This is a genomic window from Acinetobacter sp. WCHAc010052, from assembly GCF_002165295.2.
Taxonomy (GTDB): domain Bacteria; phylum Pseudomonadota; class Gammaproteobacteria; order Pseudomonadales; family Moraxellaceae; genus Acinetobacter; species Acinetobacter chinensis.
Genome location: NZ_CP032143.1, coordinates 3,391,575 through 3,410,603 on the forward strand (window position 1 = coordinate 3,391,575; position 19,029 = coordinate 3,410,603).

Here is a 19,029-nt window from a genome sequence, read left to right on the forward strand (position 1 = left end):
TGCGAATAAATATTCATATTAAAGTCTGATCAAACAATAATCAGGAATTGATCACAATGCAAACATTAAACAGACCCAGCCGACTGGCTGCATTTGAAGACATCCCTCAGTTCAGTCTGAAATCAAAAATTTTAAGCTATATGGCTGATCAGGAAGTTTCTCCCAGTTTTGAAGAATATCAGGCATTGAACCGCGCTCTGCAAAGTGGTGATGATGCTATGGATACTGTCATGCAATGGGTCGTTCAGAATCCAAAAGAGCATCGGCAGTATTTTGAAACGGCGCTGTATAAGGGTTTGGATCAGTTACCTCATGAAATGTCGGTACTGACTGATTTTTTCAGAAAAGTTGAACAGAAACCGGAATGGTACGATCAGCAGAAAATTGATGATGCTCTCAGGTTTACTTACCGGCTCGGGGTCAATAATGGTTTCATTCTGCGTGATCTGTCCCTGATGACAGGCTATATGTATCCAGGATTCAACCAGCCACTGGTGCTGACCGGGGCACTGAAAAAGCAGGCCGGCACACGGCTTGCCGAAACCACAAAATGGTGGATTGATATCACTGAAGAAAACGGTTTCGAACGTTTCAACAAAGGTTTTACATCCACTATCTATGTCCGGTTTATTCATTCACTGGTGCGCTACCATCTTGGAAAGTCTGAAAAATGGGATGCCGACACCTGGGGCGTTCCTATTAATCAGTTTGATCAGGCTATGACCAATATTGCTTTCAGTGGTGTGGTGCTGATTGGTATTCGGGCGCTTGGCATTTTTCCTTCAAAGCAGGAAGTCGACAGTTTTCTGCATTTCTGGAAATATGCAGGCTGGTTAATGGGTATTGATGAAAAATGGCTGGTGAATAAAGAATCTGATGGATGGAAACTTATTTACTGGATGCATTTCGCCCATCCCAAGTCTGATGAGTCGAGTGTTTCACTGGGGTCGAGTCTTTCCAAAGAACCTTTTGAACGGCAATACCGCTATATGCGACCGTTGCAGCAGAAACTGGCTTACAGACAGCACCTGGAGGTGACTCAGTTTTTTATTGGACGTAAAAAAATGCACCAGCTCGGTTTAAAACAACGCCCTGCTGCATGGTTTGCATACTATCTGATCGCCCGTAATCTGCTGCTTTATACAGGTGCGCGCCACTCAAGCAAAATAGATGATTTTTTACTGCGGAACGGGCGTAATGTTCAGAAGTTAGGACTGGCTCTGTACAGCAGTAAAGCCAAACAACTGGCAAGCATGCACCAGCACTGATCCACAGATTAATTTTTACAGTTCCACTGAAAATTTCAGTCACCGATCCTGATGATTTTTATTATTCCACCCATAAAAAAAGGAAACCCGCAGGTTTCCTTTTATCAGATCAGAAGGATAGTTCAGGGATGGTGTGATGCATGAGCTTCTGAAGAAGCCTGTTCCTGATGAGCCTGTTCTGTCTGCTTCATGACAGGTGCATTTTTAAAACTCTGCTGCGTATATTGCTGTTTATGACTTGGCATATATTCCGGATCATTGGTGATTGCCAGCCAGAAAAAACCCATAAAGATACAGCTCAGAATAATGGCAACGATGAGCAGTTTCCAGCCCCATCCCGATTTTTCAGGGGATAACTTATTACTTGAATGACTCATATTTAAACTCCTGTTCAGTCTGTATCAACTTAGAATTTCATGCTGATTCTTGCCCAGTAGTTACGACCGGTATTGTTGAACTGTTCATTGCTGGCAAAGCCAAAACCTGAACTGCCTGCTTTATTTAAATGCTCGGTATAGGTTTTATCCAGCAGATTATCTATACCAACCGCAAGATTAAGATCTTTCTGAATGTTATAGCCTGCATTAATGGAAAGTGTGCTGAATCCTGCACTTTCTTTCATGTCATAACCAACAATCGTACCCTGATTCAGGCTGATACGATCCTGTTTTGCAACCGCACGCCATAACAGCCCCAGCGAGTATTTATCCTGAACATAACGTAAATTCAGACGTCCTTCCAAAGGAGCGATCTGTGGCAGTGGATCATTTGTTTCGCTGTTTTCACCCCAGGCATACATGGCACTGATATCTGCCTGAACTGCATCTGTAAACTGATAGCCCACACCTGCTTCAGCACCGGCAATCACAGCATCCACATTTTTTGCTCCTGCACTGAATGTAGAACCATGACTGTGTCCCATACCCGTCGAATGATCGTGATAACTCATCAGAATATAGTCATTGATCAGACCTGCATAAGCCGACACCCATGAACTGAACGCACCATGTTCATGCTGATAGCCCATATCGAGCTGCAAGGTTTTTTCAGTATCCAGGTCATTGAATGCAGGTTTGGACATTCCGCTGTTGCCATGTGCTGTACTGAACAGCTCCCAGTAGTCAGGCACCCGCTCTACATAACCCAGGCCAATATATGTTTTTGCATCGTGATGGGGATGCTGATTTTCCAGGCGGATAAAAGCACTCGGTAAGGTTTCCTTACGCTCATCATTCAATTTCAGCGCATCAATTTTGACCTGATCTATACGAGCCCCGGATACCAGTCTGTAATTTTCAGACAGCTGATAGCCCAGTTCTGTAAAAGCACCATAGGAGTGGTATTTCATATTGGTACTGAGCGGCATATTCATCGTATGCGAAGTCATACTGCCAGCATGATGATTCTGTTGTGAATCCACACCACTGATCAGACTTAATTTATCCCACTCAGTCGTCATCGCTAGGCGTGAGTTCAGTGTACGGCGTGTCACCTGCATGGAAGACTTATCCAGATACATGGTATGCAGAGTATGGTCATGCTTCATTTCTGGCTGACGCAAACTGAAATTATCCATCACATGATCATTAAAACTGTAGTTCACCTGCGCTTCAATTTTCTGAATCGTTTCAGTAATGTTTTTCTTTTCAAAACGCAGTCCCAGACTTTCACGGGCAAACTGTGAACCATCCATGGAACGCCCTGCATACAGTGCCTCACCATCACCCTTACCGCCTGTCAGCTCTACCCAGGTGTCATCATCAGGTGTCCAGCCCACTGCAAGATCTGTATTCCAGCGTTCCCATGCCGATGGGACTGTTTTCCCATCACCATCCTGATAACTGTCCGACTCCGAACGGTTTGCATTCAGACGGATGTATTTTTGGTCATCTCCTGCCAGTGCTTCCACGTTGTGATCCAGTCGCCCGAATGATCCGAGCAGCACACTGGCTTGCCCCTGTACAGGCTGATGTTCTTTAAATTCAGATTTCTGACGTTCAAAAATAACCGTGGCAGCAGAACCCGTACCTGCATACTGCACTGTCTGAGGACCTTTGATGACTGAAATACGGTCAAAACTTTCCGGCTGAATATAAGAGGTCGGTGCATCCATCCGGCTTGGGCAGGCACCCAGACTCTCCGAACCATCCGTCAGAATTTTTATACGGGAACCGAACATGCCGCGAAACGTAACATCACCGTTGGTTCCACCATTTTTCACTGCACTGAAACCCACAATACTCTGCAGATAATCTGCACCATCCGTTGCTGGAACCGGCTGAATCGGCTTTTTCGGATCAGCACGGACAATCAGCCCACTGGCATCATTTCCCTGCTGAGCAGTGGTGACAATAGGTGCCAGGCTGGCAACCGCCCTGTGGGACTGATCATTTTCAGCATCAGCAAATGCCACACCTGAATGACAGGCAATAAGAACTGCAGCCGTCAGTGGCTGTAAAAGGAATACTGGCTTAGCCATATCAATTTCTCTCAATACATAAATACAACGGGACAGGAGTCATTCAAGACCCTGAAAAACAACAACCGGATTTATGCAGAAAGAGGTGGTGCCCTACCCTGAGGAAGCAGAAACAGCCGTTGCAGCACGAACCAGACATGACTGAATGTTTTCTGAAATGCAAGCAGACGCACCTGAATGCGATCAAGCACTTCTTTGACTTCAAGCTCTGGTGGCAGTACAAGGTTTCCGTAGACAGTACAGTACTGACACTGATGCCCTGCATCATGATGATGGTGTTCAGAAGCAGCTTCAGACTCATGCTGTACAGAAAGATCAGCATGATCATGGGTTGAAGACACAGCAGAATGAGCTGCGTGATGGAAATGCGAAACAGAAGAATGACTGTCAGGTTTCACTAAAAGTGCACGCGTAATGGTTTCACAGACCGGAGCAACCTGATATTGCTTCGGCAGCAAAGGCTGTAAAAATACAGCAATCTGTAAAAATACTGCTGCAAATGACAGCAGTAAACCACTACGTAACAGCAAAATAACAGTCCTGCAATTTGCGCAGCGCAAGTATAGCAAAGCCCAGACTGATCTGGGCTTTTGCACTTACAAATTTGTAAATTTTACTGCTCAGCGTTTCACAGCAACTTTTTCTTTCTGACGCTGACGAATAACTTTTTCGACCTTTTCACGGGCACGCTGACGTTTTAAAGGCGATAAATAATCGACAAACAGTTTGCCGTTTAAGTGATCCATTTCATGCTGAATGCAAACAGCGAGAAGTCCGTCTGATTCCATCTCAAATGATTGACCTTCAAGGTTAATTGCCTCAATTTTTACACGTGACGGGCGCGCAACTTTATCGTATATTTGAGGCACTGATAAACAGCCTTCTTCGTAAGGCTGTGTTTCTTCAGTCAATGGGGTAATTCTGGGGTTAATGAACACCATGGGCTGATCTTTATTTTCAGACAGATCCATGACGATAAGCTGAATATGCTGATCAACCTGTGTAGCGGCTAAACCGATGCCTGGCGCTTCATACATGGTTTCAAACATATCTGCAGCAAGCTGACGGATTTCATCAGTAACTTCTTCGACAGGTTTTGCAATGGTACGAAGACGGGGATCAGGAAAACTTAAAATAGGTAATAAGGCCATACTGCATCCTCACTTATGCCATTGATCAAAAAACCAGAATGAAGGAATGCTTCATCAAAAAAATGTGTGTAAGATCGTTATTATAACGCATCTGCATACATAATTTTAGGAATTATGATAATGAAAAAGGTTTTGAAGGGCATACCATCTTTTAATGCTCTGGGGTTAAAAAAACAATTATTAGCGCTTGCCATCTGCGTCAGCGTTGGAGCTGGCATGGTCAGCGTTGCTGAAGCTGCGCCAGCCAGGAACGTCAATCCACCCGCATTGAAAGCAGGAGCACCACAGGTTTATGTGGTGAAAAAAGGCGATACGCTGTGGGATATCTCGAAGCGATTTTTAAAAAATCCTGTTCGCTGGCCTGAAATCTGGGCAAGTAACAAGCATGTAAAAAACCCGCACTGGATTTTTCCTGGCGACCGCCTGCTGATGTGTACCTATAACGGTAAACCGATTATCGGTAAAGATGAAGGTGATGGCTGTGAAGGTATTATCCGTCGCTATACCGGTGGCACCAAACTGCAGCCACAGGTTCGTGTTGAATCACTGAACAATGCCATTCCAGTTATTCCTCTTGAATATATCAAACAGTGGCTGGAGCGCAGTACCATTATTCCTCAGAGTGCCATTGAAGGAACACCATACATCCTGGGTACCAGTGATCAGCGTGTAATGGCTGCCAAAGGTCAAACTGTCTACGCACGTGGCAACGGTCTTGTTGCAGGTCAGCGTTACTCCGTTTACCGTGAAGGTGAACCGTACATGTTCACTGACGCAAAAGGCAAAAAATACAATGCAGGTCTGGAACTGACTCAGGTTGCATCAGGTATTGCCATCCGTGGTGAAAATGACATCACCACCCTTGAACTGACCAATACCTATAATGGTGAAGTCCGTCGTGGTGACCGTGTACTGCCTGAATATGATCCAATGCTGCCGACCCTGTTCTATCCAACGCATGCTGAAGATATTACCGCTGGCGGTCAGATTGTCCGTGTGATGGGTTCTATTGGAACCGCTGCGAAAAACAGTGTTGTAACCATTGACCGTGGTACTTTACAGGGCATTCAGGTTGGACATGTGCTTGCCGTTTCCCAGAAAGGCGAAACTGTCACAGATCCAAAAACACATGAACGTGTTCAACTGCCAGGACAGCGTATTGGTAACATCATGGTTTTCAAAGCATTTGATAATCTGAGCTATGCATACGTACTGGACAGCGAATTACCGATCAAAGTCGGGGCAGGTATCCAGCCACCGCTGATGGACGAATAACCTTTCGGAAGTCATAAACATGCTGAACCCTTTATCACAAGCGCAGATTGAAACAATTACCTTGTGGTATCTGGTTCAGCATTCTCTTTCTGCTTTTTATAAACTGAAACAACATTTTGGCAGTGTCCATCTGGCGATAGCCCCCAAAGGTCTTGCGCAGTGGTCTCAGCTGAATCTGCATAAAAATCACATACAGCGTGCACAGGAATTTCAGACTGACGCTGGACAACAGAAATTTGCAGAACTTCTGCAAAGCATTCAATCTCATACAGATTTTGTTCTGATCCCTGAATCCACCGACTATCCTGCTCAGCTTCTTCCTTATACCAGCCCTCCGCCCATTCTGTTTGGACAGGGAAATGCTCAAGCTTTGCTGCAACCTCAGATTGCGATCGTCGGCAGTCGCAAACCCAGTCCTCACGGACGTCAGATTGCCTATGATTTTGCCTTTTATCTGAGCGAAAAGGGTTTTTATATCAACAGTGGACTGGCTCAGGGTATTGATGAAGCTGCCCATAAAGGCGGGTTGAAGCACCAGCGAACCATTGCAGTCATGGGAACAGGACTGGACCAGACTTATCCGACAGCCCATACCCAGCTCAGACAGCAGATTACTGAACAGCGTGGTGCGGTCATCACAGAGTTTTTACCTGGTACACTTCCTCTTCAGCAGCATTTTCCACGGCGTAACCGCATTGTCAGTGGACTAAGCCTGGGCGTCATCGTTGCAGAAGCCAGTCTGAACAGTGGCTCACTGATCACAGCTCAACTTGCCGCTGAACAGGGAAAAACCGTGTTTGCCATACCTGGACATATTTACAGCGAGTTTCATCAGGGATGTCATCAACTGATCCGTGAAGGTGCAATCCTGATTGACCATCCTGAACAGGTGATTGAGGACCTGGCACTGCCTACCCAGTGGATGGTGCAGCAAAAGAAAGAGACCAGCACGGTTCCAGAAACACCTGTCCTGCCTGAGCATCTGATTGCTTTATACCAAACCCTGGACTGGAACGGACTGAACATGGATCAGCTGGCAAACAAACTCAGTATGGATATTTCAACACTGACTGGTCAGCTGATGGAACTGGAGCTTCAGGGGATGTGCATTCAACAGAGTGGATTATATCTGCGTTGTCGTCAGGGTCATTTAGGTTCACAATAGTCCTTTATTTTTTTAAGGCAAGATCCCATGATCACCACCTCTGTTGTTGAAGCTGCTCAATGTCTGCATAAAGGACAGGTTCTGGCATATCCTACAGAGGCTGTATGGGGACTGGGCTGTGACCCTCTCAATGAACAGGCATTTCACGAGATTCTGCGTCTTAAACAGCGTCCCATTGAAAAAGGCGTCATTCTGCTTGCTGCACAGATTGCACAGGTAGAACCTTTGCTGAAAGATCTTTCTCCTGAAATGTATGAACAGGTGATCAACAGCTGGAGCAACCGTAAACCGAATGAGCGTGCCACCACCTGGCTGTTGCCCGCAGGTGAGCATATTCCTGCATGGATTAAAGGCAATCACTCAAAGGTTGCTGTACGCGTCACCACACATTCGCTCTGTGTCGCACTCTGTAATGCCTTTAATGGATTTATTGTTTCGACCAGTGCAAATCCTGCCGGACTTGAACCTGCACGCTCCCTTCAGGAAGCCAGCCGCTACTTTTCAGGCGATATGAATTATCTGAACGGTGATCTGGGACTGAGCCGTGAACCCAGCCGGATTATTGATGCTGAAACAGGTGAAGTAATCCGTGCATAATGCGGATTATTCCAGTACATACATGAGCAGTCTGATGAATTTCATCGACTGCAATCTGCTCCAGAAACACGATGTTCAAAAAATAATCAAAAGAAGCAGCTGTAATTTACAGTAGAAATATTCAGGCAAAAAAAAACTCAACCATAGAAGACTGGTTGAGCGTTAAAAAGGATGTGCAAAAAACACATCCAGAGGGTCTTTAAATCCACCAGACAACAAGCTGATTAGTTAAGAAAAACTTAATCATTGTCTGTACAGACATTATGTAACAAATGCTTTCTTTATACAAATACAATATTTATATAATTCACTTAAAAAAACAGACAGACTGTCATCATTAAAATTTAACAATTAAATATATATCACTATTTTATTAAATTATTTTATCTATATTCAGTTTTATAAAATGCCAGTATGCACATTAAATCACCAAACTCAAAATAATGTAATTTTCAATCAATTGTTCATCAATTATACAACTACTGTTCGCTCTACCCAGCCCAGAGACATCAGTGTCGTTTCTGGGCGAGTAAAATCCCTGCAACAATCACGATTCCACCCACAGTGTGATAGACCGTCCATGCTTCTTTCAGCCAGAAAAAAGCAATAATCGCAGTGAAAACCGGCATCATGTTCATAAAGATACTGGTCCGGTTCGGTCCGATCCATTGCACAGCGAGCATCCATAACAACGGTGCAATCAGTGATGGAAAAATACCGGCATAAATCACACTGGGAGCATTCTCTGCATTGACCGTATCCAGTCCCATCCATAATACAAACGGCAGGTGGTACAGCAGTGCAAATCCAATCTGTACATACAGACTCTGCATCAGAGGAATTTTCAGCTGCCACTTTTTCAGAAATACGCCATAAAATGCATAAAAGAAAACAGCAGCAATCATCAGCACATCACCCAGATGCCCGCCTGACTGAACCAGTGCCGTAATATTACCCTGCCCCATGACATAGATCAGACCTGCAAAAGAAATCAGACTGCCCACAACCGCATAACGGTTCGGAATATCTTTTAGAATCAGCATGGAAACAAAAATGGTAAATACAGGAATAAAGGCATTGATAATGCCCATATTGGTTGCGGTCGTATAATGTGCAGCTGTATATGCCACACCCTGATACATCACCATTCCGAATGCGCTCAGAACAGCAAGCTGTTTCAGATGTGGACGGATATCTGCCCACTCCTGAATCACCCGAAACAGCATAAAAGGCGTAAGAATCAGAAAAGCCACCAGCCAGCGGTAAAAACTGATACTGACAGGAGAAATATAGTCTGTGACATAGCGGGTCACAGCAATGTTCATAGACCAGATCAAAACGGCGAGCAACGGTAAGGCAATCATCCACCAGGCTGTTTTAATAGGTTGTGTCATGTTCGTTCCCATCATTTTCAGTCATGGTATTTTCCCTCAGGTCTGAGATGTTTGAAATATGGTATTTCAGACATCTCTACCGCAGACACGACATCTTCATCACTGAAAATCTGTCATCAGAATGTGTCCCAGCTTTTCATAGCATGCTCAGCCACCCGATTCAGCTGTTCAATCGTGGCTCCATCCCTTGCCTGTAAAGTCATGCCCTGAATGATGGTGGTATAAAAATCTGACATAGCCTCTATTGGGCTGTTCGGACTTAAATCCTGATCCTGTATGCCCTGTTGCAGACGTTCATAAATACGCTGTTTGACCCAGTGCCGTTTCTGTAACAGCTGTTCCTGAATCTGATGGTTCTGCTCGGAGCAGTTCATGGTTGCCACCACCAGCATGCATCCTGCCGGTTTATGATCCTGTACCATCTTTTTAATATTTTCATGCAGGTAAATTTCAATAGCGATTCGGGCGGTTCGGGCTTCCTGAAAAATCCTTTCAATCGGGCAGGCTTCAGTGGTCAGATAATAATCCAGACAGCGATAGAACAGCTGACTTTTATCCCCAAAACTGCCATACAGACTGGGCGCGGTAATATTCAATGCCTGAGTCAGATCACTGATACTGGTTGCTTCATAACCATATTCCCAGAACAGCAGCATGGCTTTGTGCAGTGCTTCCTGCTCATCAAAACATCTGGGTCTGCCACGACCACGGCGAACAACCAGATCAGCATGTCCTGAAACAACTTTGTCTGATTCTGTCATAAACATCACACATATTTTTATAACAATTACTATTAAATTAATTGACACGGGTAAAATGATCAAATATTTTATTTTTATAATGATCGCTATTTAATTATTCAAACAAAATACCTGAATACGGAACCTGATTATGCCAATCTCTCCCAACAGTCAGAACAGCGAAATACGCTCTGAAGCTCCCCCCACTACAAAGGGCAGCTGGTATGCCCTGCTTTCTGTCGCCATTACTGCTTTTGCCCTGGTTACCAGTGAATTTTTACCGATTGGCGTACTGAACAGCATTGCCTCAGATCTGCATATTTCAGCAGGCACGGCAGGTCTGGTGATTGCCCTGCCTGGCATTATGGCAGCCCTTGCCGCACCCCTGTTACCCGTGTGGATCAAAGAACTTGACCGTAAATACCTGCTGATCGGACTGACTGTCATTATGGTGATCGCCAATCTGATGACTGCTTTTTCCACGAGTCTGTCCATGCTTCTGTTCAGCCGTTTCATACTCGGTATCGCCATTGGCGGTTTCTGGGCAACCGCCATTGCCCTGAGTGGAAAACTGGGACCACAGCATCTGCCGATTGCTAAAGCCACTGCCATTGTTATGGCGGGGGTTACGCTTGCAACGGTACTCGGTGTTCCTCTGGGGACCTGGTTAAGTGAATATTTTGGCTGGCGCAATGCCTTTTTGCTGACAGCCATTATTGGTGCTGTGGTCCTGTTGCTGGAACTGATTTTCCTGCCTGCACTGAAACCGGATTCAGCGACTCATTTCCGTGATCTGCCTGCCTTACTGAAAAATAAAAAAGCCCGTAAAGGATTGATTATTATTATCCTGGTCGGACTGGCACACTTTTCATCCTTCAGTTATCTGGCTCCATTTTTTAAAAATACTGCAGGGTTTGACAGCTCCACCATCAGCAGTCTTCTACTCCTGTACGGTGTTGCAGGTATTTTCGGTAACGCTTTTGCCGGCTACAGTGGCAACCTGAATGTCCGTTATACCTTTGCCTTTATCTGCCTGCTCTTTGCCATTGTATTTTTCAGCTTCCCTGTGTTTGCCGTTTATCTGCCAGGTGCACTCATACTGACCGCACTGTGGGGTTTTGCATTCGGTGCATTCCCAACAACAGCCAATATCTGGATGTTTGTGCATGCGCCTGATGCCGTTGAAAAAGGGATGCCGCTGTTTGTCGGTTTCTTCCAGGTCATGATTGCCACAGGGTCATTACTGGGTGGCTATGTCGTGGATCATTTCAATGCAAGCATCCTGCTCTACAGCGTGCTCAGTTTTATTCTGATCGCTGTGCTTTCAATATTTACATGGTCACGTGGTCTGAATAATCCTAAAATGGAATGCACCTCATAACCGATCAGTCCGCCATGCAGAATAATGTTGCGCTTAAAGATCTGATGGAAATTGAAGAATTTCATTTTCACAAAGATGAAACAATCACCCCACATAGCTGTCTGTGGGGTGATTTCAATTTCAGTCTGAATGGTCTGCTCGAGTTTTCAATCGGATCTCAGGTCTTTATGTCGCCACCCAGTTATGGCATCTGGATTCCACCCCGGACAGAACACTGCAGCATTGCAGTGGATACCCAGCTGACCCATTACATCTGTATCCGCATACATCCCTCACTGTGTCATTTATTCAGCCAGGACAGCAGAACCCTGAGTATTACACCCTTTTTAAGACATACCGTGATGGAACTGCTGGCTCGGAAAAAGGCCGGTTATCCTGTTGCACACTACCAGCAGCATCTGCTTCAGGTTCTGCTGGATCAGCTGCAACTGGCACCCTGCCATCATCAGTATTTACCGCAAAGCAGTCATGTGGTTCTTGAACCTGTACTGAAACTGTTGTCTGATCCCGAAAAGTTTAATCTCAGCCTGCAACAGTTACTGGGTACTTTTCCTTTGAGCGAACGGCATATTTTAAGACTCAGCCAGCAGGAGCTGCAGATTCCGATTTCTGAATGGCGCAACCGGGCAAAAATTATTTATGCCATCGGGCAGCTGCGTAAAGGCATCAGCATCAAGAAAACGGCCTATGAACTCGGTTATCAGCACAGTTCCAGTTTTATTGAATTTTTTAAACGGCACACGGGACAGACTCCCTCCCAGCTTCACGAAAACTGATGACAGTGCAGTTATGAAAATCTGAATCTGCCATATTCACATACAAAATTCTTCTGAAAGTTCCGCTGGAATCACTTGCCGATCGTGATAATTCCCGATACAACTTGCATGCTGAAATAACAATTTAAATCAGGACAATACTATGAGCACTTCGGTTTACAATATTCCGGTAAAGACGATTCAGGGCAATGACGTCACGCTGAACCAGTACGAAGGAAAAGTACTGCTGATCGTAAATGTGGCATCCAAATGTGGACTGACCCCTCAGTATGAAGGGCTTGAAAAACTGTACACAGAGAAAAAAGCTGAAGGCCTGGAAATTCTGGGCTTTCCTGCCAATAGCTTCCTGGCACAGGAACCGGGTTCTGATGCAGAAATTCAGGAATTCTGTTCACTGAATTATCAGGTGGATTTTCCGCTTTTTTCAAAAATTTCTGTCGCAGGTGATGACAAGCATCCTCTGTATACAACCCTGACTCAGGCTGTTCCAGTCCGTACCGGAGAAGGACCGTGGTGGAAAGATCTGGTGGATTATGGACTGACTCCTAATGAGCCACCTGAAGTGCTGTGGAACTTTGAAAAATTCCTGATCAACAAACAGGGAGAAGTCGTTGCCCGTTTTGCACCTGATATCAAAGCAGATGATGCCCGTATTGTTGATGCCATCAATGCTGAACTGGCAAAATAAATCCTGACAGATTAAATAATTCTCATGAGGTGATAATAATCACCTCATTTTTTACATATATATTCCATTTTTATTCATTATTTTAATCATAAGATAACATTCCCTCCTTTCTGCATCAAAAATTCAGGCATTTAATGACGCTTATAGAGCAATATCTTTATAAGAGTCTGATCATGAATACATTTACTAAATCGCTGATCCTGTCCGTTTCTGCTGCACTGATTTCCGTTTCTGCATCTGCAGCACCTCAGGGTCATCCGTCTGAACAGCATCATCAGGTTCAGCACAGCACACAGAGCACCACGCATCATCAGCACGGTCAGACTCAGAAAAAATCAGTCCATCCTTCCCATGACTGGAAAGCAGGACAGAAAGTTCCGGCCCAGTATCGTGGACAGGGCTATAAAGTTGATCACAGCAAATACAGAAAACTCAGTAAACCTGGTCATCAACAACAGTGGATCAAGGTCAATGGAGATTATGTGTTAACCAGTACATTAACCCATACCATTATCCGCATCATTGCGGGCTAAACCGTTCATGAACAAAAAAAAGAGTGCGCTAAGTGCTCTTTTTTATTAATGTTTGTTATGACTTTGCAACTTTAACATTTATCTCCACATTTCAATTCTATAGTCAGTACACAGCAGAGCAACGTTATAAAAGCAGAGAAAGATGAAAAAACTGATTCAGGGTGCATTACTTCCATTTGCGATTTTTACAGCAGGGATTCTTTTGATTGGCTGTGAACAGGCACGTGAAGCACCTGTCCAGGACAATACAGCAGCTGAACAGTCCGTTTCAGAACAATCCCCTGTTGCGCAGAAATCACTGCCGAGTGGCAATATGCTCTATATGGTTCGTGACACAGCCGACCTGCAAATGAAAGCAGGACAATATATGCAGCAGCTGCAGCAGACTCAGTCTGATCTTCAGACAGCTGTTCAGAATAAAGACCAGCAGTTACTGTCCACCTCAGCCAGCGAGCTGAAACAGCAGTTAACCGGTTTCAATACTGCACTGGAAAGTCTGAATCTGAAAAGCCAGGAAGTGGAATCCATCCGTCAGCAGATGCTGCATGCCAGTCAGCAGTTACTGAGCAGTTCTTTTCTGAATGGTGACCTTGATTTCAGCAAAATCAACTTTGCCCAGATTCAACAGCAGATCGGAAGCGTACAGTCAGAAATGCTGAAACTTGCGACCATGCTGCTGCCACAGGAAAAGAATACTGAGCAGGAAAATACAGCTTCAGCAGAGCAGTAAAGCTGTATTTATTTTCCTGTCAGTCGGCTGATACGGTCTGCATAACCTGCATGTGCAGCCTTATCCAGTTTTTCAAGAATTCTGCGGTCACCCAGCAGTCGGCGTCCCTTGTCCTGTACCCAGGCAGGCAACAGATGATAGGCACTGTGCGCCACCTGTAAATAATCCGGAACCGCCACCAGCAGTCGGGGTTTAACCAGTACACCGACAACAGCCTGCGCCACCTGCTCAGGCGTTACCGCAGGAATACCCTGATCTGCGCCATCCGTACCTGAAGACAGTTCAGTCAGTACTTTGGATGGCATAATGGCTGAAAAATGAACTCCGGTGTCTCTGTAATCGGCTGCAACAGCTTCAGTCATACCGACCACAGCAAACTTTGTTCCGGTATAAACTGCTGCACCAGGGATCGCAAAACGTCCTGCCAGCGATGCGATATTGACAATATGACCCTGTCCCTGTGCCAGCAGGACAGGTAATGCCTGCTGCATGCCATACACCACACCACGGAAGTTAATGTCGATCTGGGCATCAGCCAGTGCTGGATCTTCCTCAAGAAATGCACCCATAGGCATAATGCCTGCGTTATTGACCAGTGCATACAGCTGGCCATAGTGAGCAATCGTCTGTTCAATAAATGCTGCAAACGAAGCCCTGTCTCGGACATCCAGTTCAAAGGCAACTGCACCCAGCTTTTCTGCTGCCTGTTTTGTCAGCTGAATATCGACATCACCAATACTCACTTTTGCACCCTGAGCAACCAGGGCTGTGGCTATAGCAAACCCGATTCCTCTTGCACCACCTGTGACTGCGACCACCTTACCTTTCAGTTTTTGTTTCTCTGACATTTTATTATCCTTTTAAACTCTTTTATTTTTACAGTTCTGTCATACAGATACTGATTCCTGTTGCTCTGATGCATGATTCAGGCGATATTCCGCCAGATTAAAAGCACTCAACTGCTCTCTCAGCTTAAATGTCGTCCACGGCCAGGCCACACTGTTACGACCATTCCGATCCAGAAAATAACTCTGACAGCCACCTTTATTCCATACAGTCGACTGTAAGGCAGCCTGAATTTTTTCATTATAAACAGCTGTTTTTTCAGGATCAGGCTCAATGGTCTGAATATCCAGCTCAATCGCCTGCCGCAGCGCATCCATAATATAGGTCAGCTGTGCTTCAATAATGATGAATGCGGATGAACTCACTGCCACATTCGGACCAAACATCAGAAAACCATTGGGACAGTCGGCGACCATTGTGCCTTTGTATCCTTCCGGACTCCCTTGCCAGACCTCTGCCATGGACTGACCAAAACGGTTAAACACCCGTTTGGCTATCGGTGGTTCTGCGATTTCAAATCCTGTTCCCAAAATAATAATATCTGCCTCACACTGACTGCCATCCGAAGCAATCAGGGTATTTCCTTCCACTTTGGCAAGACCGCTGGCAATGACACTGACATTAGGTTGTGCCAGTGCGGGATACCAGTTATTGGACTGAAGAATCCGCTTACAGCCAATAATAAAGTCAGGCGTCAGTTTCCGTCTCAGCTCAGGATCTTTAATGGTCAGCTGCAGATGCAGTTTTGCCAGACGCTGAAACTGCTTCATCGCTGTCGGACTCTGGATACCGCCATTAATGGTTTCAAAAATGCCATATACGCCACCACGCATCAGTTGCTGGGTCAGTGGCAATAACTTAAACAAAGCCTGAACCGGTTTCGGCAGATTCATGTCTGATTTCGGCAAAATCCATTGCGCTGTACGCTGAAAAACCGTCAGCTGACTGACCTGAGGCTGAATCTGAGGAACAAACTGAATCGCAGATGCTCCCGTACCAATCACGGCAACACGCTTACCCGTCAGGTCAATATCATGACGCCATCGGGATGAATGAAAAATCTCTCCTGCAAAGTTCTCAATACCACTGACTGCAGGCAATACAGGTTCATGCATAGGACCACATGCCATGATGGAAAACTGTGCTCTGAATTCGCCCTGATTGGTCTGTATAATCCAGCAACCGTCCTGATCTGACCAGGTGGCACTCAGCGCTTCATGCTCCAGACGGACAAAAGGCATGATCTGATGTTTTGCAGCAACATCCTGTAAATAGGTTTTAATTTCTGCCTGCGGTGCGAAAACCCTGCTCCATTTCGGATTGGGTTCAAATGAATAGGAATACAGTGCAGAAGGTACATCGCAGGCACAGCCAGGATAGGTATTTTCACGCCATACACCTCCGAGTTCATCTCCTTTTTCAAGCAGAATAAAATCCTCTATTCCCTGCTCTTTCATTTTGATCGCTGCGCCCAGTCCTGCAAAGCCGCCACCAATAATGATCACTTTATGGAATTCTGACGTATTCATTTTATTTTTCTGATCATCCATCTCAGTCAATCCGATCACATAATATACAGTTGGAACAGACTGTCAAAAACGGAATGGATTGTCAATGCACATAATTGTCGTTATATTGAGTCAGAAATGTCTATTTTATTTTCTTGATCATGTCAGATTTATCGTCACTCAGTCGTGCAGAACGTCAGAAAATTCAGTTGCAGCAGGACATTATTCAGGCTGCTTTCCTTGAGTTCTCTGAACGTGGCTATCATCAGACCGCTATTGCAGATATTGCAACACGGCTGGGCATTGGTCATGGGACGTTTTATCGTCATTTTCAGAACAAAAGAGATATTCTGGAAAAAGTCATCATTGATACTGTGACAAAAATCAACAGTCTGCTGACCGGTGAAAATGCTCCCGCTGCGGTCAGTACGCTGGCGGCTTATCAGGAACAGTGTGAACGTATTGCAGAACGTCTGATTGCATTTGCACAGGAAAATCCGCTGGCACTGAAACTGATTCTGCTCGAAGCAACATCCATAGATGCGGAAATGACTCAGTATGTTCAGAGCATGATTCAGATGTCAGCCACCATCACCGCCCATTATCTGCAAAATGGCGTGGAACAGGGCTTTTTACGTCAGGATCTGGATACCGAAGCCACAGCACATGCCATTATTGGCATGATTACCAACGGAGCCTTACGCTTTCTGACAGCTCCTGATGATCTGACTGCACTTGAGAACTATGCTGTCTCTGTCATTCAGCTGATTGTGCAGGGAATGAAAAACTGAATATCTGCATAGCCCTGACCTCTATAACCTTTAAAAATTCATAAGTTTACAAATTACTGCTGAACTCTGTCCGGTTTCTGGCTTACATTAAAAACAGAAGCTGTCCGTGACTGCGACAGAAAAAAGCAGATGAGACGTAAAAATATGAACAATAATATAATTTATGAACTGACACCGATTGAATTCAGACTCGATCTTAAAGATCCCTTTCTTTTCACTGCACATCACATTGATCATTTCCCTGCTGGAAATGCGCAGCTGGGTCCTGTCTCCCCTGCTCAGAATCATGAATACAACATGTACTACGGAGAAACTGTCCCAGGTTTCCCCGAACATCCACATACCGGTTTTGAAACCATTACCCTGGTGGAACAGGGCTTTGTTGATCATTTTGATTCACTTGGAAATGGCGGACGTTATGCTGCAGGCGACGTACAGTGGCTCAGCACAGGAAATGGTGTTGAACACTGTGAAATGTTTCCCCTGATTCATCAGGATAAAAGCAATCCTTTTGAACTCTTTCAGATCTGGTTCAACTCATCGGCAGAACAGAAGAAACAGGATGCCGCCTATAAAATGATGTGGCGTGAACAGATTCCACATGTATTTGAGACGGATCAGGAGTCCAGAAAATCGGATATCCGTGTCATCTCTGGGCACTATAAAGAGACTGAAGCCATCAGCCGACCGCCTCATTCATGGGCTGCGGACAGTCGCAACAAAGTCAATATTTATCTGCTGACCCTGGAACCCTATGCAGAACTGACCATTCCGGCCACCTCACCCACCTCCAGCCGTTTTGCCTATTTTTACCAAGGCAACACACTTAAGATTGAAGACCAGACGGTTCAGCATAAATACCTGGCAGAACTGAAACCCGATGCAGAAATTCATTTAAAAGCAGGCGGGCTTGAAGCCCGTATATTATGGTTGGAAGGTGAACCGATTGGTGAACCTGTTGCCATGCGGGGACCTTTTGTACTGAACAGTGCCCAGGAACTGGATGATGCTTTTCGTCGTTACAGAGCAACCCATTTCGGTGAATGGCCATGGGACAGTCCAGCTCCTGTATTTAAGCGTGAACAACCCCGCTTTGCCAGTTATGAGGGAGGTCAGCGTAAAGAATTTCCAGAATCTGAACTTTAACTTTTCAGATGATACGGGGAGTGATTGCACAGTGCATCCTTCCCTTGCGCCCACCTTAAATCCTGTTTAAATCTTTGCTGAGCAAATCTGAACTTTGCAGGCAGAAACAGCGTAATCCGTGTTTTTTCAGGTGCAAGCGCTTCTACTGTGGTTTTTTGCAGATATGCTCCCCCTTCAGTTCGTGCAAACAGTGTTCCCATCTCCAGATGCTGTTCCAGGCGGTTATCTGTAAATACAAAATCTTTTTCTGCTGAAAATGCAATACAGTGCTGATAGGCCTGTTTCAGATTCATATATGCCTGCACATAGGGAATGTCCAGTTCGGCACTTAAACCATTGTCCACGGCATCAGCAACAAGACTGGCTTCTGTCGGTGAGTTTGGTGTTGTGACAAACTGAGACTGACAAGCTGAAAATAAAAAGCAAAACACAGCAATATGTAGTTTTTTATTATTCTTCATAGAGTTTTTCCAGAACTTCTGATTATATTAAAGTCAGTTCATCATTTGAATATGCTTCAGACTACATATAAAAGCGATAATAACTTAGAGTAAAAGACCA

Annotated in this window: 20 protein-coding genes; 11 read left to right on the forward strand and 9 right to left on the reverse strand. The window is 45.1% G+C overall.

Annotated features, from left to right (window positions below):
• The first annotated feature begins 56 nt into the window (after positions 1–56).
• Complete coding sequence (locus CDG61_RS16560; protein WP_087551153.1) at positions 57–1,268, forward strand: oxygenase MpaB family protein; 1,212 nt, start codon at positions 57–59, stop codon at positions 1,266–1,268.
• A 122-nt stretch (positions 1,269–1,390) separates the two neighbouring features.
• Here CDG61_RS16560 and CDG61_RS17705 read toward each other — a convergent pair whose 3' ends face one another.
• The 4 genes from CDG61_RS17705 to def form a co-directional block, all read right to left on the reverse strand.
• Entirely contained in the window at positions 1,391–1,645 is a 255-nt protein-coding gene (locus tag CDG61_RS17705) for a hypothetical protein (RefSeq protein ID WP_087514170.1), read from the reverse strand.
• Between the two features lie 29 nt (positions 1,646–1,674).
• Positions 1,675–3,747, reverse strand: coding sequence for a TonB-dependent copper receptor (locus CDG61_RS16570; protein ID WP_087551152.1), 2,073 nt, complete (start codon positions 3,745–3,747; stop codon positions 1,675–1,677).
• A 71-nt stretch (positions 3,748–3,818) separates the two neighbouring features.
• Positions 3,819–4,277, reverse strand: a complete 459-nt coding sequence (locus tag CDG61_RS16575; protein WP_087551151.1) for a DUF2946 family protein — start codon at positions 4,275–4,277, stop codon at positions 3,819–3,821.
• 90 nt (positions 4,278–4,367) lie between these two features.
• The gene (gene def, locus CDG61_RS16580; protein WP_087514173.1) at positions 4,368–4,898 is read right to left on the reverse strand and encodes a peptide deformylase; all 531 of its coding nucleotides are present in this window, start codon (positions 4,896–4,898) and stop codon (positions 4,368–4,370) included.
• A 120-nt stretch (positions 4,899–5,018) separates the two neighbouring features.
• Here def and CDG61_RS16585 point away from each other — a divergent pair, with 120 nt between their 5' ends.
• From CDG61_RS16585 to CDG61_RS16595, 3 genes are read left to right on the forward strand one after another with little or no spacing between them, the layout of a single operon-like run.
• Positions 5,019–6,173, forward strand: coding sequence for a LysM peptidoglycan-binding domain-containing protein (locus tag CDG61_RS16585; protein ID WP_087551150.1), 1,155 nt, complete (start codon positions 5,019–5,021; stop codon positions 6,171–6,173).
• A gap of 19 nt (positions 6,174–6,192) precedes the next feature.
• Positions 6,193–7,338 (forward strand): DNA-processing protein DprA, encoded by a 1,146-nt coding sequence (gene dprA, locus CDG61_RS16590; RefSeq protein ID WP_087551149.1) that lies wholly within the window; start codon positions 6,193–6,195, stop codon positions 7,336–7,338.
• Positions 7,339–7,365: 27 nt separating this feature from the next.
• Positions 7,366–7,935: an L-threonylcarbamoyladenylate synthase gene (locus tag CDG61_RS16595; protein ID WP_087551148.1), complete on the forward strand. Its 570-nt coding sequence runs from the start codon at positions 7,366–7,368 to the stop codon at positions 7,933–7,935.
• Positions 7,936–8,444: 509 nt separating this feature from the next.
• Here CDG61_RS16595 and CDG61_RS16600 read toward each other — a convergent pair.
• The gene (locus CDG61_RS16600; protein ID WP_087551158.1) at positions 8,445–9,329 is read right to left on the reverse strand and encodes a DMT family transporter; all 885 of its coding nucleotides are present in this window, start codon (positions 9,327–9,329) and stop codon (positions 8,445–8,447) included.
• 116 nt (positions 9,330–9,445) lie between these two features.
• Complete coding sequence (locus CDG61_RS16605; RefSeq protein ID WP_087551147.1) at positions 9,446–10,090, reverse strand: TetR/AcrR family transcriptional regulator; 645 nt, start codon at positions 10,088–10,090, stop codon at positions 9,446–9,448.
• 130 nt (positions 10,091–10,220) lie between these two features.
• Between CDG61_RS16605 and CDG61_RS16610 the strand changes: the two genes are divergently transcribed.
• The 5 genes from CDG61_RS16610 to CDG61_RS16630 all read left to right on the forward strand — a co-directional run bounded on the left by CDG61_RS16610 (position 10,221) and on the right by CDG61_RS16630 (position 14,177).
• Complete coding sequence (locus CDG61_RS16610) at positions 10,221–11,450, forward strand: MFS transporter (protein ID WP_087551146.1); 1,230 nt, start codon at positions 10,221–10,223, stop codon at positions 11,448–11,450.
• Positions 11,438–12,226: an AraC family transcriptional regulator gene (locus tag CDG61_RS16615; protein ID WP_416240694.1), complete on the forward strand. Its 789-nt coding sequence runs from the start codon at positions 11,438–11,440 to the stop codon at positions 12,224–12,226. Before CDG61_RS16610 ends, CDG61_RS16615 begins: the two co-directional genes overlap by 13 nt.
• A 142-nt stretch (positions 12,227–12,368) precedes the next feature.
• Positions 12,369–12,914, forward strand: coding sequence for a glutathione peroxidase (locus CDG61_RS16620; protein ID WP_087551145.1), 546 nt, complete (start codon positions 12,369–12,371; stop codon positions 12,912–12,914).
• Positions 12,915–13,087: 173 nt separating this feature from the next.
• Complete coding sequence (locus CDG61_RS16625; RefSeq protein ID WP_087551144.1) at positions 13,088–13,447, forward strand: RcnB family protein; 360 nt, start codon at positions 13,088–13,090, stop codon at positions 13,445–13,447.
• A gap of 142 nt (positions 13,448–13,589) precedes the next feature.
• A complete protein-coding gene (locus CDG61_RS16630; RefSeq protein WP_087551143.1) occupies positions 13,590–14,177 on the forward strand; it encodes a hypothetical protein in 588 nt (195 codons plus the stop codon).
• 8 nt (positions 14,178–14,185) lie between these two features.
• Here CDG61_RS16630 and CDG61_RS16635 read toward each other — a convergent pair whose 3' ends face one another.
• Both CDG61_RS16635 and CDG61_RS16640 read right to left on the reverse strand, forming a co-directional pair.
• Positions 14,186–15,025, reverse strand: a complete 840-nt coding sequence (locus CDG61_RS16635) for an SDR family oxidoreductase (RefSeq protein ID WP_087551142.1) — start codon at positions 15,023–15,025, stop codon at positions 14,186–14,188.
• A 39-nt stretch (positions 15,026–15,064) separates the two neighbouring features.
• Positions 15,065–16,552 carry a flavin-containing monooxygenase gene (locus CDG61_RS16640; protein WP_087551156.1) on the reverse strand — a complete coding sequence of 496 codons (1,488 nt, stop codon included), beginning with the start codon at positions 16,550–16,552 and terminating at the stop codon, positions 15,065–15,067.
• A gap of 140 nt (positions 16,553–16,692) precedes the next feature.
• On the opposite strand from CDG61_RS16640, the gene CDG61_RS16645 reads away from it, so the two are divergent.
• Positions 16,693–17,322: a TetR/AcrR family transcriptional regulator gene (locus tag CDG61_RS16645; RefSeq protein ID WP_087514185.1), complete on the forward strand. Its 630-nt coding sequence runs from the start codon at positions 16,693–16,695 to the stop codon at positions 17,320–17,322.
• 144 nt (positions 17,323–17,466) lie between these two features.
• Positions 17,467–18,468, forward strand: coding sequence for a pirin family protein (locus CDG61_RS16650; RefSeq protein WP_087551155.1), 1,002 nt, complete (start codon positions 17,467–17,469; stop codon positions 18,466–18,468).
• Here the strand turns inward: CDG61_RS16650 and CDG61_RS16655 are convergent.
• Complete coding sequence (locus CDG61_RS16655; protein ID WP_087551141.1) at positions 18,465–18,929, reverse strand: hypothetical protein; 465 nt, start codon at positions 18,927–18,929, stop codon at positions 18,465–18,467. The genes CDG61_RS16650 and CDG61_RS16655 overlap by 4 nt on opposite strands.
• Positions 18,930–19,029: the final 100 nt, after the last annotated feature.

Coding starts and splice junctions, on each gene's coding strand:
- CDG61_RS16610 (WP_087551146.1), top strand. CDS start 10,221: ATGCCAATCTCTCCCAACAGTCAGAACAGCGAAATACGCTCTGAAGCT.
- CDG61_RS16615 (WP_416240694.1), top strand. CDS start 11,438: ATGCACCTCATAACCGATCAGTCCGCCATGCAGAATAATGTTGCGCTT.
- CDG61_RS16625 (WP_087551144.1), top strand. CDS start 13,088: ATGAATACATTTACTAAATCGCTGATCCTGTCCGTTTCTGCTGCACTG.
- CDG61_RS16605 (WP_087551147.1), bottom strand. CDS start 10,090: ATGACAGAATCAGACAAAGTTGTTTCAGGACATGCTGATCTGGTTGTT.
- CDG61_RS16620 (WP_087551145.1), top strand. CDS start 12,369: ATGAGCACTTCGGTTTACAATATTCCGGTAAAGACGATTCAGGGCAAT.
- CDG61_RS16560 (WP_087551153.1), top strand. CDS start 57: ATGCAAACATTAAACAGACCCAGCCGACTGGCTGCATTTGAAGACATC.
- def (WP_087514173.1), bottom strand. CDS start 4,898: ATGGCCTTATTACCTATTTTAAGTTTTCCTGATCCCCGTCTTCGTACC.
- CDG61_RS16585 (WP_087551150.1), top strand. CDS start 5,019: ATGAAAAAGGTTTTGAAGGGCATACCATCTTTTAATGCTCTGGGGTTA.
- CDG61_RS16655 (WP_087551141.1), bottom strand. CDS start 18,929: ATGAAGAATAATAAAAAACTACATATTGCTGTGTTTTGCTTTTTATTT.
- CDG61_RS16595 (WP_087551148.1), top strand. CDS start 7,366: ATGATCACCACCTCTGTTGTTGAAGCTGCTCAATGTCTGCATAAAGGA.
- CDG61_RS16645 (WP_087514185.1), top strand. CDS start 16,693: ATGTCAGATTTATCGTCACTCAGTCGTGCAGAACGTCAGAAAATTCAG.
- CDG61_RS16635 (WP_087551142.1), bottom strand. CDS start 15,025: ATGTCAGAGAAACAAAAACTGAAAGGTAAGGTGGTCGCAGTCACAGGT.
- CDG61_RS17705 (WP_087514170.1), bottom strand. CDS start 1,645: ATGAGTCATTCAAGTAATAAGTTATCCCCTGAAAAATCGGGATGGGGC.
- CDG61_RS16640 (WP_087551156.1), bottom strand. CDS start 16,552: ATGAATACGTCAGAATTCCATAAAGTGATCATTATTGGTGGCGGCTTT.
- CDG61_RS16570 (WP_087551152.1), bottom strand. CDS start 3,747: ATGGCTAAGCCAGTATTCCTTTTACAGCCACTGACGGCTGCAGTTCTT.
- CDG61_RS16630 (WP_087551143.1), top strand. CDS start 13,590: ATGAAAAAACTGATTCAGGGTGCATTACTTCCATTTGCGATTTTTACA.
- CDG61_RS16600 (WP_087551158.1), bottom strand. CDS start 9,329: ATGACACAACCTATTAAAACAGCCTGGTGGATGATTGCCTTACCGTTG.
- dprA (WP_087551149.1), top strand. CDS start 6,193: ATGCTGAACCCTTTATCACAAGCGCAGATTGAAACAATTACCTTGTGG.
- CDG61_RS16650 (WP_087551155.1), top strand. CDS start 17,467: ATGAACAATAATATAATTTATGAACTGACACCGATTGAATTCAGACTC.